General features: G+C 42.0%; 14 protein-coding genes. 7 read left to right on the top strand and 7 right to left on the bottom strand.

Annotated features, from left to right (window positions below; genetic code table 11):
• Window positions 1–33: 33 nt before the first annotated feature.
• Genes BFP97_RS04865 through BFP97_RS04850 form a run of 4 tightly spaced genes read left to right on the top strand, consistent with a single transcriptional unit; the run spans window position 34 to window position 3509 of the window.
• Complete coding sequence (locus tag BFP97_RS04865; protein WP_170827401.1) at window positions 34–1920, top strand: sensor histidine kinase; 1887 nt, start codon at window positions 34–36, stop codon at window positions 1918–1920.
• A complete protein-coding gene (locus tag BFP97_RS04860) occupies window positions 1917–2300 on the top strand; it encodes a response regulator transcription factor (protein WP_069841334.1) in 384 nt (127 codons plus the stop codon). Before BFP97_RS04865 ends, BFP97_RS04860 begins: the two co-directional genes overlap by 4 nt.
• A gap of 55 nt (window positions 2301–2355) precedes the next feature.
• A complete protein-coding gene (locus tag BFP97_RS04855) occupies window positions 2356–2940 on the top strand; it encodes a YqaA family protein (protein WP_069841333.1) in 585 nt (194 codons plus the stop codon).
• 59 nt (window positions 2941–2999) lie between these two features.
• Window positions 3000–3509, top strand: a complete 510-nt coding sequence (locus BFP97_RS04850; protein ID WP_069841332.1) for a hypothetical protein — start codon at window positions 3000–3002, stop codon at window positions 3507–3509.
• Here BFP97_RS04850 and BFP97_RS04845 read toward each other — a convergent pair.
• Together BFP97_RS04845 and BFP97_RS04840 are read right to left on the bottom strand one after the other, a co-directional pair.
• Window positions 3506–4198: a DUF6090 family protein gene (locus BFP97_RS04845; protein WP_139135187.1), complete on the bottom strand. Its 693-nt coding sequence runs from the start codon at window positions 4196–4198 to the stop codon at window positions 3506–3508. The genes BFP97_RS04850 and BFP97_RS04845 overlap by 4 nt on opposite strands.
• A gap of 33 nt (window positions 4199–4231) precedes the next feature.
• Window positions 4232–5293 (bottom strand): bestrophin family protein, encoded by a 1062-nt coding sequence (locus BFP97_RS04840; RefSeq protein WP_069841330.1) that lies wholly within the window; start codon window positions 5291–5293, stop codon window positions 4232–4234.
• Between the two features lie 73 nt (window positions 5294–5366).
• Between BFP97_RS04840 and BFP97_RS04835 the strand changes: the two genes are divergently transcribed.
• Entirely contained in the window at window positions 5367–6272 is a 906-nt protein-coding gene (locus tag BFP97_RS04835; protein WP_069841329.1) for a hydroxypyruvate isomerase family protein, read from the top strand.
• A gap of 21 nt (window positions 6273–6293) precedes the next feature.
• Here BFP97_RS04835 and BFP97_RS04830 read toward each other — a convergent pair whose 3' ends face one another.
• Complete coding sequence (locus tag BFP97_RS04830; RefSeq protein WP_069841328.1) at window positions 6294–6980, bottom strand: hypothetical protein; 687 nt, start codon at window positions 6978–6980, stop codon at window positions 6294–6296.
• Window positions 6981–7043: 63 nt separating this feature from the next.
• Window positions 7044–7406 carry a hypothetical protein gene (locus BFP97_RS04825; protein WP_139135186.1) on the bottom strand — a complete coding sequence of 121 codons (363 nt, stop codon included), beginning with the start codon at window positions 7404–7406 and terminating at the stop codon, window positions 7044–7046.
• Window positions 7407–7522: 116 nt separating this feature from the next.
• Here BFP97_RS04825 and BFP97_RS04820 point away from each other — a divergent pair, with 116 nt between their 5' ends.
• The gene (locus BFP97_RS04820) at window positions 7523–8074 is read left to right on the top strand and encodes a CIA30 family protein (RefSeq protein WP_069841326.1); all 552 of its coding nucleotides are present in this window, start codon (window positions 7523–7525) and stop codon (window positions 8072–8074) included.
• Here BFP97_RS04820 and BFP97_RS04815 read toward each other — a convergent pair.
• Entirely contained in the window at window positions 8071–9078 is a 1008-nt protein-coding gene (locus BFP97_RS04815; protein ID WP_069841325.1) for a dienelactone hydrolase family protein, read from the bottom strand. The two genes, BFP97_RS04820 and BFP97_RS04815, sit on opposite strands and share 4 nt — an antisense overlap.
• A 142-nt stretch (window positions 9079–9220) precedes the next feature.
• Between BFP97_RS04815 and BFP97_RS04810 the strand changes: the two genes are divergently transcribed.
• Window positions 9221–11431, top strand: a complete 2211-nt coding sequence (locus BFP97_RS04810; protein WP_069841324.1) for a DUF5916 domain-containing protein — start codon at window positions 9221–9223, stop codon at window positions 11429–11431.
• Window positions 11432–11759: 328 nt separating this feature from the next.
• Here BFP97_RS04810 and BFP97_RS04805 read toward each other — a convergent pair whose 3' ends face one another.
• Window positions 11760–15035 (bottom strand): S41 family peptidase, encoded by a 3276-nt coding sequence (locus BFP97_RS04805; protein WP_069841323.1) that lies wholly within the window; start codon window positions 15033–15035, stop codon window positions 11760–11762.
• A gap of 107 nt (window positions 15036–15142) precedes the next feature.
• A complete protein-coding gene (locus tag BFP97_RS04800; RefSeq protein ID WP_069841322.1) occupies window positions 15143–16237 on the bottom strand; it encodes a carboxylate-amine ligase in 1095 nt (364 codons plus the stop codon).
• Window positions 16238–16319: the final 82 nt, after the last annotated feature.

Below are 16319 nucleotides of genomic sequence, written 5' to 3'. Positions count from 1 at the left end.
CAACTACTGTATGTTTCCGATAAATCTACTGAGTTGCTCAGATTAACTTTAATCGTCTTTGCCACCATATGCTTTCTGGGTGCTTTTCCAGCGCTTGGTCAGGAATCTAATGTCCTTGACTTGCGCTCAGCATCTTTCGAAAAGCCGATAGCGATTGATGGAGCATGGGACTTTTACTGGTCTGAATTAATTGAAGATCCGTCATCTGCAGAATCAATTCCGATTATCGCAAATGTGCCTCACCAATGGCCCGATCTTGAATTAAATGGGGCAACCTTACCAAGAACAGGTTTTGGTACGTATATAAAAAAAGTACGACTACCTTCCAGTAGTTCTGACTGGGGCTTGGAAATACCACATTTCTTTTCGGCATATAACCTTTATGTCAATGGAGATCTGCTCCACTCTTCAGGGCAGGTAGCCAAGACTAGAGAGGACTACTCTCCTCAGCGGGTTCCTAAGATTGTCTCTCTTGCATCAGTAGACAGCAATTACCTAGAGATAGTCATCCAAGTGGCCAATTTCGATCATCATAAATCTGGCTTTTTCTATAATATTGAAATTGGGGATCTTTCGATGCTTGAAAGAAAGTTTAACAGAAGACTCAGCTTTAGTGTATTTGTGGCGGGAGGGCTTTTTATCTGCGGATTAATAGTGATTTTCTTTTCCATAGTATTTCGTCAGTTATTGAATCAGGTATCGTTCTTTGGAATGTTCTCATTAGCCATTCTCTATCATATTCTGGGCTCAGATACTTATCCATTACACATCATTTTCCCCAATTATGATTTCTATTTAGCATTAAGAGTAGAGAGTCTAACCGCCTATTTGGCTGCTTTGGCGGGCGGTTTGTTTGTGTTTAATTTTTATGATCGCCAGACTAAGCCATGGATGAAGTGGTTTGTATTTGGAACTATAGGAGCTTTCTTATTATCCTCTTTAGTCTTACCTCCGATTTACGTTAGCGAAGTATATTTCTACTCGCACATTGTTCTCATTGCGTTTAATCTCTTGTTCTTTTATCTCATTGTTGTTGCAAAGGTAAGAGACGGTTTTGCGCCACCACATATTGTAGGAGCTTTCGCATTGATATATCTATGGTCATTCATGGAGATTTTTGAACATCTAGATTGGGTGGATGTGGATTTTACCTTGCGAGTGTCCTCTATGGTCATCATTCTGATTCTAAGTAATCTAGCCATCTTAGCATCTCTAGTATATCAGGTTAATAATGCTGAATTAACACAGGCTGAGATGGGGTATCAAAAGAATCGGCAAACGATGCTTTCTCTTATTTCCCATGAAATCAAAATGCCTATTGCCTCTCTCCAAATGAATATGGAGATGCTCAAGATGTCTAGTGAGAGGCCTGAGAAATTTGAGAAGGTCAAAGACAAGATAGTTGGCTTATCACTGAATGCAGTTGAGACCATAAAACGCATGCTGCATGACTTTATCTATTTCATGTCCTTGGATCAAAAGTCGAATGATCAATTGTCGTTTGATGACATTAAGTGCTTTATCTCGGACAATTGGAGCTTGCAGTTATATGCCAATGCCTCTGTTGATCTAGACTTGAAGCAATATCCCACTGATAAGCTGACGCTCAAATACATCTTAAATACAGTGGTAGGCAATGCCGAAAAGTATACGAAAAGTGTTGATAAGCCAGTAGAAATTCACCTGGAAGGAACTCGTGAAGCAGTAACCATTGAAGTAAGAGATTTTGGTATAGGCATGTCAGAGGAACAACTGGCGAAAATGGGCACCGAGCAAGCTAAAATTGATGAGAATCAGGAAATAACTGGGATGGGTTTTTATCTTGCAAAAGAATTAGCACAACGCCTGGGGCATGAGCTTTCGATTACTTCGAGAGGTGGCGAGGGTACTAGCGTGTTTGTTCAGATTAAAAGGGTATGATTAGTTTATTAATTGTTGAAGACGACTTTGCTGTAAGAGATACGCTCAAGGATTTCATTGAGTTTATGTATGATGATGTCAAGGTATCTGAGGCCGTTGATGGTAAAACAGCAAGTGCCAAACTGGATGCTGAGCAGTTTGATATTATGATAACGGATCAGATGATGCCTGATATGAAGGGCTCTGATTTGATTACTAAGTACTTTGAAAAGCTGACCAACGATGGTACTTGGATCTATGTATATAGCGGTCAGATGAGCAATGAGCTACGCAAACAATTTGAGGAGTTTCCCCAAATTGAGATCATCGACAAATTTACAAACCCGACCTTCTTTAAAGAGATCATTGATAAATTCAAAGAGTCTCAAAATCTGGCCTGAAATATTGATGCGATTAAAGTTTTTTCAATTACTTTAATCAGATCAACCGTTCTAAATGGCTCACAAGAATAAGGACTTCTACAACTATTTTTCCCAAAATCTAATCAAGGGTTTCATCTACCTCTTGGTGCTTATTGGCTTGATCATAGTTTTCAAGAGTACTTTTAAGAGTCAGTATGATATGATAGAGCATGCCGTTTCGGATAGCTATTATCTAATGTTCTTCATTTTTCTTATTTCTGAGTTTTTTGTAGGCATACTTCCCCCTGAACTTTTTATGATTTGGTCTAGCGATGACCCTTGGCACTATTATGCCACAGCTGTGACCACAATGACTATGGTATCCTTATTTGCGGGGTGGTTGAATTACCGCATTGGTTTAAAACTGGGAGAAAAGGAGTTCTTTATGAATTTTGTCAAAAAGAGACTTAGGTTCAAAAAGTATCAACAACGTTACGAACAGTATGGCAGCGGACTCATTATCGTTTCCGCATTGACGCCATTACCTTTTGCTCTCGTAAGCATGTTAACAGGCACATTAGCCTATCCACAGAAGAAGTACCTGATGTTTGCCTCTTTCAGAATCATTCGATTTGTCGTCTACGGGATCATTGTTTGGAATTTGCACGGAGTTATCTGATACTAAATACCAGTTTTTGAGTTATATAGATAAGTTGATTTAAAAATTGCTCCATAACTATGCATAAGCTTCTGAAATGTTTCTCAATTCTTTCAGTGTTGGCCTTTGTTGCCTGCAGCTCTAGCGATGAGGCTGTTGACCCTGAGGGATATGAAGGGGTTGATAGGCGATTGTGGTACTTCTTTGATGTATTTCAGCAAGAAGCTGAGGCTAGAGGTGTGTCTGTAGATCTAAGAGCGAGCGGATTGACAGGGCGTATCGGTAATATCGATGGTGTAAATGTGGCAGGTGGGTGTAACTTTCATGGCTCAGCGCCTAATCAGATCATATTGGACGCTACGTTTTGGAATACCTTGAGCTTTATACAGCGTGAGTTGATTGTGATGCATGAACTTGGTCATTGCGTTTTGTATCGCGATCATAGAGAAGCAATGGATGTCACTGGTCGGTGTTTATCGATAATGAGAAGTGGTCTGGGGCAGTGCAATGATGGTTACAGTGAGACTACTCGTGAAGGTTATCTCAATGAGCTATTCGATCCAGCCTTTGCAAATGAGATAACTCCTTAGTTCTCGAGCCTTTCATTAATGGCTTCTCGAAAACCGACAAGTTGTTCTCTAAAAGTATCGACTTGTCTCATATAGTTTCCATAGATCAATATATACCTCCAACTCGCCTGATTTCTATAGGTCTGGTCGGTAGTGGCAAATTCCATGTAGTCGTCTGACACAATCTCTTGTGCAAAATCAGAAAACCAATCATGCTGATCTCTCCAGGATTCAAGGTCCTTTGTAATGCTTTCTCGAATGAGTTCATCGATGTCGTTAATGTTCTCTATAGAAGCTGTCATAGACTGAACGATTTGATTGACCAGAGAATCTTCGTCATATGCAGAATTGAAGCTTTTTAATGCTTCATAGCCACGAATTTCAATGTTGAAAGAGTTGTGTCCCGTGATTAAAAAGGTGCAGTCTCGGCACTCTTTGAATTGTGCCTTGTTCATGGAGCCATTCATGATTTGCTCAAAGGCCTCCTGATTGCCGCTGTAGTATTTAACAACCCTGTCGATATCTGCTATGTCATTTTCGATGTCCTTCTGAAAGGTTAAGAAAATGTTTCTTAGCCTACCTTCTTGTTTTCTTCTTTCGCTAAAATTGTTGATTGAGAGCGCGATTAGAATACCTACAACTACCAAAGTTATTTCCCCGATAACATAAGTGAGATATCTTCCAAATCGATTACTTTTTAGTGTGCTCATTTTTGACTTTCTAAATAAGGTCATGATAAAATGTTACATCTGTATGTCATAAATAGGCTGGTAAGGTTCAGGAATATCCTCTTTGTCCTCATCCATCATTTCCCTCATGTCAATTTCAATCCCTCTTGACATGGTGGTAATAGGTACATCATTCGATGTTCCTTCAAATGGGTTTTCACCAGCAGTACCTATCCGTTGCATCGTGTTAAAAATCCATGAAACAAGTGCTGAGAACGGGACAGATAACCAGACAAAATAGGTGCCGATTTCATGGCCATTGGCTACTAACTTGGTGCCTATTTCTGAAAACTCCGGTACCACACCTAGCGGTAATAGAAAGATGAACAGGTTGACAAAGTCATAGGTAAGCGTGGCATACTGCCGTGGATAAGGAAAGTTTTTGATTCTCTCAGATTTACCTTGTAAAGTGAAGAACTCCTTCAGTACGCCCTCTAATTCTAAGAACGAGAATTCCCATATATGGCCACTTTCTTTTAATTCGCGAATGTGTTTTGACTGTAACGTCAATACGGCATTGGCTTTATTCTTCTTGGACATTACATACTCCAAATCTTCCTTTGAGAGTAACCTCGATAACTCTTCTTCCAGAGGTACATTCGTTTCAGGAAGGTTCAACATTTCTGTCCATTCCTTGTGAGACTTTGATTTAGATACCGTTTCCCAAGGCTTACCTTGTCTAAGTGCATATCTAAGGGCACTCATCCAGGCGATTTGCCTATGAACCAATTTGGTACGCTCTTCATTCAGAGATTCTTTTGACCGCGGTTCAACCGCATGGTCATTGTTAATCATATCTCTAACCATCATGGTCCACGTCCTGCTATTGTTAACTATACCACCCCAGATCATTCTGGCCTCCCAGATTCGGCCATAGGCTGCGTTGTTCTGAAAACCTATTAAGAATGCTACAGCTGTACCAACGAGGGCTATGGGTGTCCAGGGTAGTTGCATCCATTGTAAGCCCAATAATTCATATAAGGAAGTAATGATTAAGGCGAATATGAGGAAGAAACGAGTTTCTCGTTTTGTCCAACGCATCATATCTCGCTTAGAATATTTCTTTTTAGTGTACATACAGCAGGGTTTCTGTTTCTAAATATAATCAGCTCACGATATTTTGTATATTGATTACTTCCAAATTGCATTTATGAGAAGAAGAGATTTTATCCAATCCAGTGCCTTAGCGTCAAGTGGTTTCTTGTTGGGTATTGAAAGCTTAATGAAGTTTTCTGGTAGAGAGGAATTCCAATTGAACTATGCTCCCCATTTTGGCATGTTTAGGAATTCAGCACCGAATGGTTTCTTGAATGAGTTAGACTTCATTGCCGAGCAGGGATTCAGATCTCTTGAAGACAATGACATGAAAAAGCGCTCTTTGGAAGACCAGATGGCAATTGCCAATAGGATGGAGAAGCACGGCCTGACCATGGGTGTCTTTGTAGCGCATACTATTTATTGGAATGAACCTAATCTTGCAAGTGGCAGGAGTCAATGGAGGGCGGAGTTTCTTAAGGAGATCAGAGAGTCTGTGGAAGTAGCTAAACGGGTAAACGCAAAGTGGATGACAGTTGTGCCGGGCCATCTTGACCTTAGAAAAGATATGGGGTATCAAACTGCTAATGTGGTAGAAACTTTGAAACAGGCATGTGATATTCTAGAGCCTCATGGGTTGGTTATGGTATTAGAACCCCTCAATCCCAGAGATCATCCAGGGTTATTTCTAACTAAGGCATCACAAGCGTATGAAATTTGTAAGGCGGTCGATAGTCCATCATGCAAGATTCTATACGATATCTATCACCAGCAAATTACAGAGGGAAACCTTCTTCCAAACATTGAGGCTTCTTGGGATGAGATCGCTTATTTTCAAATAGGGGATAATCCGGGTAGAAAAGAACCGACTACTGGTGAGATAAACTATCGAAATGTTTTTAAATACATTTATGATAAGGGTTATCGCGATGTTTTAGGAATGGAGCACGGCAACTCCATTAAGGGAATTGAAGGGGAGAAGGCTTTGATCAAAGCTTATAGAGCTTCAGATAGTTTCTAATAAGTAGACTGCGTAACTGTCCTAGTACGCGGTTACAGTTTGTATCATTAAATCAAATGACTCCTTATCGGGAATCCATTCTCTGAATTTTCGATGTTTTAATAAACTCAAATCTGAAGTGGGGAAGAGGTATTTGATATGTGTCAGTGCCATCAAAAAGCTTCCGGTCATAGAGGGATGGAATTGGTCTCTTTGGTATAATTCGATCGTATCGTAGGACTCTCGGAAAGAACGCCAAATTTCTCCTCCCTTTATTAAAAGGGCCTTATTCAATTGGGCAGCATCCGTGTGATTCTTTATTACACCATCGAATGTTTGATAATACTGAACGGATGGCCAAACCATGAAATACGCGGGTTTTGCTTCATGCTTAATTGACAATTTGGAAATTCTGCCGCCAAAATCTATCAATGAAGTCCTGCCATAGGCTTGTGAAGACGGACCTTGTTGAAAGATCACATAATCGAATTCACCCTTGCTGACGCTAGCCTGGATTAACCCATCATTCCAGTGATCCTCTAGTCCATAATTTGGAAAGCAGATGCACTGTGTTTCAATTTTCTTATTGAGGCTTTTGCCAAGCCTTTCAACTATCTCAGGTAAGTCATTAGAATAGGTGAGGCTATTTCCTACGTACAGTATCTTCTGAGCATAAGCCCAATTTATGGAGCCTAAAAGTAAAAGGGCATAAAAAAGTGTTCTTCTCATCTTTCAAGTGGTAAACCGTTCAATCGAGAAAAACCCTTATTAGAAGGACGGTAGTGATGATGATTATCTAAGCTCCGAGAAGATCGTTTCCCCGTTGTATTCAACTTTGGAGACGTGATGTGTTGATCCATTATTAAGTAGGGACCAATATTCGGGGTATTTCAACGTGATTTGATTCCCTATAAGTTGTTTTTTTAGTGCTTCAATTTCGAGGCCCTGTTCAAGCCCTCTATTGATATAGAACATCTCATCGGTCTCTTTTAATCTGAAAACAATGTCTTTTTCTCCACCTTCAAAAATGTGAGAAACAGTGCCATTGGCAATTGACAACTGATTTTCAGGTAAGGAAGGAACCGGACGAAGTGTAAGGCTTAAAAGAATGATAACTGAAAATCCAGAGATTAAAAGGATTACAGGCTTCTTCATGTCAGTAAAGATTGATTTGGAAGACTTAAGTTCCTCAAAAAGAATGGAATATGCAATTCTCATACAATTCCGTAACAATCGAGAGAACAGTCTGTTAACATCCCAAATTCTTAAAAATGATCTATTGTTTGATATTGTTTACCAACCTTTTCTTCAATACAAATTCATGGGTGTTTGATTTTGGAGAAGGTAAGACTGGGGAAGAGTGGATGATCGTGAATGATGGCGTCATGGGAGGGCTTTCCCGTGGAAAAGTAGAGTTTAATGAAACAACCATTACATTCTCAGGAGATGTTTCATTAGAAAATAATGGAGGCTTTACCTCATTTAGATCACCTTACGGACTTTATGACCTATCTGAATATGACAAGGTAGAAATCAAGTATAGACTTGACGGCTTGAATTGTGCGTTGTCTTTTGATCAGAACAGGCGTTTTTGGCGACCTAATCATAAGATGCCATTGCCCAGTACGGATAATATTTGGATGACATTAGAAGCTAATCTTTATGAACTAAGTCAATATCAAATGGGCAGAGAAACCGGCAGAAGAATGTCTCCTTATAATGCAAAGAATACGATAAGGTTGGGTATCATCACTGATTCTAAGGAGGCTGGTAGCTTCAAACTGGAGATTGACTACATCAAATTTTTTAAAGCAGAGAACTAGTTGATTCCCAGCTTGGCCTTCAAATATGTCATCGTACGTTGTCTGGCCAATGTGCTTGCATCTCCATTAATCCCAGTGGTCTTTGAGTCGAAACTATGGTCAGCGCCCTGATAGTTATGTATTGTCGCTATGCCACCTCCATTGTTTGATACTGTCTCCAGCATACAATTGGAATTACTTGTCAACGGATCTTCTGAGGCCAAATGGATCATGAAATCCACTGTGGTCTGAAAGATGCTTGTTCCATTGCATGGATTGCCATAATAGCTATTATGAAATGATCCAGGATAATACATAACGCCTGCAACAAAGCCTCCAGCTTGTGGTGACGGGGCAGGACTTTGTATCTCATTAGTATAAACTGTCCCGCTATAGGATTGTGACCACTCCCAATCAGTCGGTATTACGCTTGTATCGAACAAGGTGCTTTGAACAGCCGTGCCGCCATGTGAAAAGCCTAGAATGGCCACATTATCTGACTGAAGTACTGGTGTACCATCTTCTCTCACTAGTTTTCTTAGTAGTTCAAGTGTACTATAAGCATCGTAGTTACGAACGAAGGATGCACTGATTTGAAATTGCCGGGGTGGATTCTTCCAGTCTCCTGCATTTTCTACAGTTCCTCTTCGGTAATAACTGCCTGGAAAAGCTGAGACAACATTCTCATTGTCGAATAACGCCTTCCATTGATTGTTTTGGCTTGATAATTCCCATTCGACTATCGTGTCATCAATACCATCATTGTCTGTGTCGGAGTCATTCCAATTACCTCCTGAGCCATGCATTACCACCATGCCTGGTAAATTGACGGAAGATGTAGGGATTGAAATGAAAATAGGGAGCGACACATTGTCTATGGCGTTTACAAAGAGCACCGTATCTCTTGTCGCATTGGGGATAACTATCTTTCCAGATAAATCTTGCTGCATCCCGCCTCCGTCATCATCTGATTTACAAGAGACCAAGACTAGAATCATTGCTGCCGCAATAAAAAATCGATTCATGGTTTGAGAATTTGATGGAAAGTTAGTTAATCGCCCCGATAATTTAGTGTCAATTTGTCTCAAGGAGGTCACTAAAGGAAAGAATCATATCCACTGGTGTAAATCTTAAGTCCCGAACGAAAAGAAGATTTAGTTTTGCAGGATGCGAAAGCGATTGTTCGGGGCACTCATCTTCCTTGTGGGTGCCTTTAGCTATGGTCAGGATATAGAGATTAAGAGGATTAACGAGCGGATCGTAATTGATGGGCAGATCGATGAGATTTGGTCATATGCTGATTCTGCCTATGATTTCCAGCAGTTCTTTCCAATGGATACCTCGTTGGCCTATGCTCAATCTGTGGCCAAGGTATTGTACGATGATCAGTTCATTTATGTGCTGGGAATTATGTACAACCCTGAAGGTGACCGAGGTTATATAACACCATCACTCAGGCGTGATTTTTTTGGCGATGCCAACGATTCCTTTTCCTTCTTGATTGATGCATTCCAAGACAATACTAACGCCTTCATTTTCGGTATAAACCCTTTTGGTGTAAGGAGAGAAGGGCTGATTTCCAATGGTGGAAGTGGGCGAGGAGGGTTCAGTCTTGACTGGGACAATAAGTGGAAGGGCGAAGCACGTCAGGAAGATGGGTATTGGGTCGCTGAAATGGCGATTCCTCTCAAGACGATTCGTTATGCCGAAGGCCAAACCAAATGGAATGTGAACTTCTATCGCGTGGATAGCGAATATGCCGAACGATCCACCTGGTCTCCAATTTCAAGGAATTTCTCAATCATTAACCTTGCGACAATGAGGAAAATGAATTGGGATGAACCCACGAAAAAGCCTGGTTCAAATATCTCTTTCATACCCTATGTGGCCTCTGGTATCAGTAAGAACTTCCAGTCAGGCGATCCGTCAGAAACGAATTTCGATGCTGGTTTTGACCTAAAGTATGCCGTAACTCCAGGCTTAAACCTCGATGTAACGGTTAACCCTGACTTCTCACAGGTGGAAGTAGATCGGCAAGTGACGAATCTGGATCGCTTCGAGATCTTCTTCCCAGAGCGAAGACAGTTCTTTCTGGAGAATGCTGATTTATTCGCCAACTATGGAAATCAGGGAACACGACCATTTTTCTCAAGAAGAATTGGTGTGGCTCGAGACGAAACCACAGGTCAGAACATTCAAAACCCTATACCGGCAGGCGCCAGGCTCAGTGGTAAAGTCAATGATAACTTGCGGCTGGGTTTTCTTTCTATGCAAGCTGGCAGGGAAGGAGATGCTGCGCTTCCATCTTACAACTATTCTGTGTTGTCACTGCAGCAAAAAGTCTTTGCCAGGTCAAATGTGTCCTTTCTAGTCGTGAATAAGCAGACATTTGATGACCTTGGCTCGTTTGATACGAATTTATATTCCGAATGGAACCGAACGATTGGTGTGGACTATAACCATGCTTCTGCCGATAATGTATGGAATGGAAAGGTATTCTATCATCAATCCATAGATCAGGTGCAACCTGATGATGCTTATGCTACTGGTTTAGAACTGAACTATGGTGTGCCCAAATGGTCCTGGAGACTATTCACGCAAAGGGTTGGGGCTAACTATAATCCCGAAGTAGGTTTTGTAAGAAGACGAGACATTCAGCAGTTGGCCAATACAGTGCGCTATTCTTTCTTCCCAGAAAAAGGTGGGATACAACGCCATGGACCAGGGTTTGATTTCGATATGGTTTGGAACGATGAGTTTGGCTTCCTAGACTGGGATATGAATATTCTCTATGATATCAACTGGAGAAGTTCGGCCCGCTTTAGTGCTCGTTTAAGAAGGCAATACACTTTTCTTTTCAATGGTTTTGATCCAAGTGGATCGGGAGGGTTGGCCTTGCCTAGCGGAACGGGATACCACAATAATTTGATTATCGCGAGCTATAATTCTGATCAGCGCAAGCTTGTGAATTTTAGCGTAAGTACCCGGTCTGGTGATTACTTTAATGGAACGCGAATCAACCTAGAAGGTAGTCTGAACATTCGCTATCAACCGCTCGGTTTTACCAGCATTAACTTTGCTTATAACAGAATCAGGCTGCCTGATCCTTATAGTGATGCCAACCTGTTCCTGATAGGACCTAGGTTTGACTTCACCTTTACCAAGAAACTCTTTTGGACCACTTTTGTGCAGTACAATACCCAGATTGAAAACTTGAATATCAATTCAAGGCTTCAATGGCGTTTTGCTCCTGTATCAGATTTCTTCTTGGTCTATACGGATAATTACTTGGCCACCAATGATGATGGCTTTATCAATATTGGAGACTCCAGGTCAAGGGCACTCGTTTTCAAACTCACCTACTGGTTGAATTTCTAAAATGGGTTATCGGTATGGGTGGTCAAGATTCTTCGTTGCTCTCAGAATGACGTTCTGAATTGATTTTATTGTAACATTATAACGTAGTCATCCCGAAGAATGAGGGATCCTATTCTCAAAGAAAGTCCTGTTCAGTGTTAATGGTTAAGGTTCTTCGCTGCACCTGTTTGCCGAGAGGCAGGCTCAGAATGAAAAGAGGAACGTAAACTTATCCTGAAGCCTTCTTATCCCGAGTTTATCGAGGGATCTTTACCGCCATACATGTACTTGTATTAATGGTAAAGATTCCTCGTACCTCGGAATGACTTATTTTATTTATTCTTGACTGCTAATTCCCCTTCTTAGCAGGCGTATTGTAAGGTGGTGGCGTAATCTTGGCCTTAGGTGTATTGCCTAAAAGTCTCAAAACTTCCTGAACCGCCCTTTCCAGTTGAGGGTCTCCACCATTGGATAAAGACTTAGCATCCTGTCTTACCTCAATATCAGCAGGTACACCTTCGTTCTCAGCCACAAATACATTGTTGATAGGGTCAAAGACAGCATTATCAGGCGCGGTCATTGAACCGCCATCTATGAATCGGTAGTGTGTTGATGACTTCACTAATCCACCCCAGGTTCTGGCACCAATCAAGGCTCCAGCCTTTTGCTGACGGAACACCCACGGGAAGAAGTCTCCACCTGATCCCGCCAGTTCGTTAATCAAGAGGACTTTAGGTCCCAAAATACCGGCAGGTAGCCTCATGGCTTGTCCATTTGGTACCTCGTTGGTCAGTCCAGCTCTTACGGTTCTGGTCATCAAGTCAACCATGTAATCATCAAGCAGACCACCGCCATTGAAGCGTTCGTCTATCACGGCACCTTCTTTATTCTGCTGCGCAAAGAAATATCTGTTGAAATTAACAAAGCCTGGTCCGCCAGTATTTGGCACCCAGATATAGCCCAGTCTACCATTTGATAGCTCATCAACTCTTCTTCGATTGTCCTCAACCCAAGCCCTTTGACGTAAAGCATTCTCACTACGAATTGGCTCAACTACCTCTCTCCATGCGCCCTCAAATTCTGGTTTGTCATTGATATGCAAAACCGTTTGTTCACCAACAGTGCCATCCAATAATTCGAATGGATCTTGCCCAGCAGTGAGTTCTTGGCCATTTACGCCAACGAGATAATTACCCTCGGCTACTTTGATCCCGGGTCTATCCAGCGGACTCGTTAAACCTGGGTTCCAGCTTTCAGTTGTATAAATGCGATCAATTCTCCATCTGTTTTTATTAATAGATAAGTCAGCACCAAGCATACCCATGGTCGAGCGATCAATCGAAGGGTAGTCGCCTCCACCAACGAAGCTATGCCCTACGGAGAGCTCACCATTCATCATGTCAAAGATGTAGTTAAGGTCCGCTCTATGTTTGACAAATGGAATTAGAGGGGCATAGCGATCGTAAACTGCATTCCAATCCCTGCCATGCATATTTGGGTCATAGAAGTAATCTCTTTCGTACCTCCATGCTTCTTCAAACATCTGCTTCCATTCTTCGGCACGATTTAGTTTCATTTTGAGACTCACTCTAACGGGCTTTCCACCTTTTCCACTAGGTCCGGCAGTACCTGAAACAGCCCAACGACCGTTCACTCTTGCTAGCATTTTCTTGCCATCTGCCGACAATGTGAATGTTCCAACCCCAGTTAAATAGTCTTTGGCCTTCCGGTCTTTCAAGGTGAATTTGTGAAGGGTTTGACTGAATGATCCCGGCTTTCTCTCTGCTATGAACACGGAACCCGCAGGCCCTGGAGCAGTCGTGGTATAGTTTCCAGAAGGTAATGGAAGAGCAATTGTTCTTCTATCAATACCCTCGAAATCGATTTTGATACCAGCATCTTCCTTGGCTTCCTCTTTTTTATCTTCCTTGCCTTTCGCTTCAGGCTTATCTTCTTTTTTAGGTTTTTCCTCCTTAACCTCTTCTTCATCACTACGTGGGATAAATGGTGAGTCAACCCCTTCTTGTAAAACAATCACATAAGGAGAGTAGCTAGGAGAAGCCGTAATTGAACTGGTATTGGCCCATCCTGAACCTAGCGCCACATTAGTACTGGCTAAGAAGTAGAAGTGCTTTTTGTCATTGTCCCAAGATGGGGCAAAGGCGTCCGCAAAGTCATTTGTTAATTGGCTGGTAGTATTGGTTTGACTGTCCCATACCATCACCTTTCGGAACATGTTTTCACCTGCCTTGGTATAGGCTAACTTTTTAGAGTCAGGAGCCCAAGCCAAACCGGAGCGACCCCTTTCCAAGTTAGTGCCACCGACACCAATGGTCTGTAAGTTGCCATTTTCCATGTTCATTACACGAATGCGAACATCATCATCCACAAAGGCAATGTGCTTGCCATCAGGAGACCACTTAGGTTCCCATCCTAACTTTGACTCGCCAATACTAAAGCTAGTGGGCTCTGAAAGGCCATCTTGATCAGCTAGGTAGAGCCTGTAGCCTTGGCCATCCATATCGGAGAACCAGGCGATTTTATCACCTTTTGGTGACCAAATGGGACGTCTATCTGCAGCACCAGAGCTTTGTGTGATGTTTCTAGCATCCCCGAATTCGGTGGGAACCGTGAAGATTTCTCCGCGTGCTTCCATCACTACACGCTTACCTGTGGCAGATAGTGATACTGCAGAAGCTCTATTTGTTACTGTTTCCCACTTGGTCTCAGCCCAAGGGAAGTCACCGATAACGTTGATGTTCAATTGCGTGGTATTACCATTCGAAGGGTCTACGGTATGTAGGTAACCGTTTTGTTCTATGATCAACTGGCCATTAGCACCCTTATTGAGTGACTTTACATCTGTGCCAGTGAACTGTGTTACTTGACTGAGTGCTTTAGATCTTACATCATAAGACCAAACATTCATATTCCAGTCACGATCAGATAGGAAATAGACTTTATTACCCATCCATAGGGGGTGAATGTCAGTAGTGCGTTCTTCATTAGGAATAAGTGTTTCACTCTGATCCCTTAGGTTGAGTATGATTAAAGGTGTGTTTTGTCCGCCTCTATAGGCTCTCCATTCCACATCCCATCGGCTCATTTTATCAACAGCAATTTGTCGGGCGTTTGATGAAAAGGATCCATCAAAGCCCCATTGGTGACTGAGCATGGTAGAAGGACCGCCTTCTACAGGAACAGTCCAAAGTCGGTTGTAGCCTGAAGGGGCTGTTTCTCTTGACGATGCATAGAGAATGCGCTTTCCATCAGGGGTCCAGCCTCTAACGATGGCTGCTGAAGGTTGCCATGTAAGTCGTTTAGGCGTACCGCCTTCTTTAGAGACGATATATACCGCTGTGTTACCCGAACGGTTGGATGAAAACGCTATCCAATTACCATCAGGAGAAAACTGAGGCTCACTCTCGATGGCTGGTGTACTGGTAATTCTTTTTAGATTTTGACCATTCAGGTCGGTGATCCAGATATCGCCACCATAAGTGAAGGCAATGTTTGAATCGCTCATGGTAGGTTGTCGTAACAAACGCGTTCCCTGAGCAAAAATACTTGTTGAAAAAAGACAAAGTGCGACCAGAACGGTCAGATTCGAGGATAATCTCTTCATGATTGATGTTTGGTTTGTAAGTGTATTTGACCAAACTCAATGTAGTTAATAATGCGGGGAATCGAAACCGCACTAGTGCCGATGGTGCCACAGTACTTTAAGTGTCATTAAAGACCTAAAACAGTCTGCTCCGCGATGTAATCAACGACTGACTCTACTTTCGAAGTTTCTTCAAACACTTTAAGTTGACGATCGGCACCCGTACCATTCTTCAGGATCTTAAATACATTTTCGACTTCTTCTCTAGAATCAAGATCATCCACAACATCATCTACAAAATCGACAAATTCAGCGATCAATTCGTGTACTGGAACCTCCGCTTCACGTCCAAAATCAATGAGTTTTCCATCAATTCCGTAGCGCGAGGCGCGCCACTTATTCTCAGTAATCAAGGATCTCTTGTAACTCATGTAATTCATATTGCCATGTCGCAATTTCACAAGTTTGGCAACCAAGGCTTGAATCAGAGCTGCAATGGTAACAGTCTCATCGATGGTCAATGGGATATCACAAATACGAATCTCAATGGTTGGAAATTTTGGATGAATTCGACAGTCCCACCAGATTTTGGTTGCTTCATCGATACAACCTGTCTTAATCAGTAGGTTGACATAGTCGTTATATTCTGAGACACTCTCGAAGTAATCAGGAATACCAGTCCTTGGGAATTTGTCAAATACTTTGGGCCTGAAAGACTTGAAGCCCGTATTTCTTCCTTCCCAAAAGGGTGAATTGGTTGACAAAGCATAAATATGCGGCAAGAAATAACGAATTGAATTGGCTACGTGAAGCCTCATGGTCTCGTCTTCAATACCCACATGCACATGTAAGCCGAAGATTAGGTTAGCTCTTGCCGTGTCTTGAAGCTCTCGGATGAGCATCTGATATCGCTCTTTGGGTGTGATGGGTTGATCTTTCCAATGGGAGAAGGGGTGAGAGCCTGCAGCACCAATTTTGTAGCCTAGACCATTAGCTATATCTGAAATACTCTTTCTAAGAAAGCTTATTTGTCTACGTGCATCTTTAATGTCAGTGCAGACTTTGGTGCCTACTTCCACCATAGCTTCATGCATTTCAGGAGTGGCCTGACCGGCAATCACTTTTTGCGCTTCTGTTACTATTTTTTGGTCGTGAGAAACCAGTGCTCTGGTTTCAGGATCTATGACCATGTACTCTTCTTCTATACCTAAGGTAAAGTCCATTGGATTCAATTAATCAAAACAATAGACCTAAGATAAAAAGGAATGTGATTAATCAAATGAAGGGAACGATCCTTTTAAGCCT

The organism is Roseivirga sp. 4D4 (genome assembly GCF_001747095.1).
Taxonomy (GTDB): domain Bacteria; phylum Bacteroidota; class Bacteroidia; order Cytophagales; family Cyclobacteriaceae; genus Roseivirga.
Note: the sequence above shows the minus strand (reverse complement) of the source record. Positions and strands in the feature narration are given on the sequence as shown.

Bases quoted from the DNA above. Each gene is read 5' to 3' on its own strand.
- BFP97_RS04855 (WP_069841333.1), top strand. From the start codon at position 2,356: ATGGCTCACAAGAATAAGGACTTCTACAACTATTTTTCCCAAAATCTA.
- BFP97_RS04805 (WP_069841323.1), bottom strand. From the start codon at position 15,035: ATGAAGAGATTATCCTCGAATCTGACCGTTCTGGTCGCACTTTGTCTT.
- BFP97_RS04850 (WP_069841332.1), top strand. From the start codon at position 3,000: ATGCATAAGCTTCTGAAATGTTTCTCAATTCTTTCAGTGTTGGCCTTT.
- BFP97_RS04800 (WP_069841322.1), bottom strand. From the start codon at position 16,237: ATGGACTTTACCTTAGGTATAGAAGAAGAGTACATGGTCATAGATCCT.
- BFP97_RS04840 (WP_069841330.1), bottom strand. From the start codon at position 5,293: ATGTACACTAAAAAGAAATATTCTAAGCGAGATATGATGCGTTGGACA.
- BFP97_RS04830 (WP_069841328.1), bottom strand. From the start codon at position 6,980: ATGAGAAGAACACTTTTTTATGCCCTTTTACTTTTAGGCTCCATAAAT.
- BFP97_RS04825 (WP_139135186.1), bottom strand. From the start codon at position 7,406: ATGAAGAAGCCTGTAATCCTTTTAATCTCTGGATTTTCAGTTATCATT.
- BFP97_RS04845 (WP_139135187.1), bottom strand. From the start codon at position 4,198: ATGAGCACACTAAAAAGTAATCGATTTGGAAGATATCTCACTTATGTT.
- BFP97_RS04835 (WP_069841329.1), top strand. From the start codon at position 5,367: ATGAGAAGAAGAGATTTTATCCAATCCAGTGCCTTAGCGTCAAGTGGT.
- BFP97_RS04820 (WP_069841326.1), top strand. From the start codon at position 7,523: ATGATCTATTGTTTGATATTGTTTACCAACCTTTTCTTCAATACAAAT.
- BFP97_RS04810 (WP_069841324.1), top strand. From the start codon at position 9,221: ATGCGAAAGCGATTGTTCGGGGCACTCATCTTCCTTGTGGGTGCCTTT.
- BFP97_RS04860 (WP_069841334.1), top strand. From the start codon at position 1,917: ATGATTAGTTTATTAATTGTTGAAGACGACTTTGCTGTAAGAGATACG.
- BFP97_RS04815 (WP_069841325.1), bottom strand. From the start codon at position 9,078: ATGAATCGATTTTTTATTGCGGCAGCAATGATTCTAGTCTTGGTCTCT.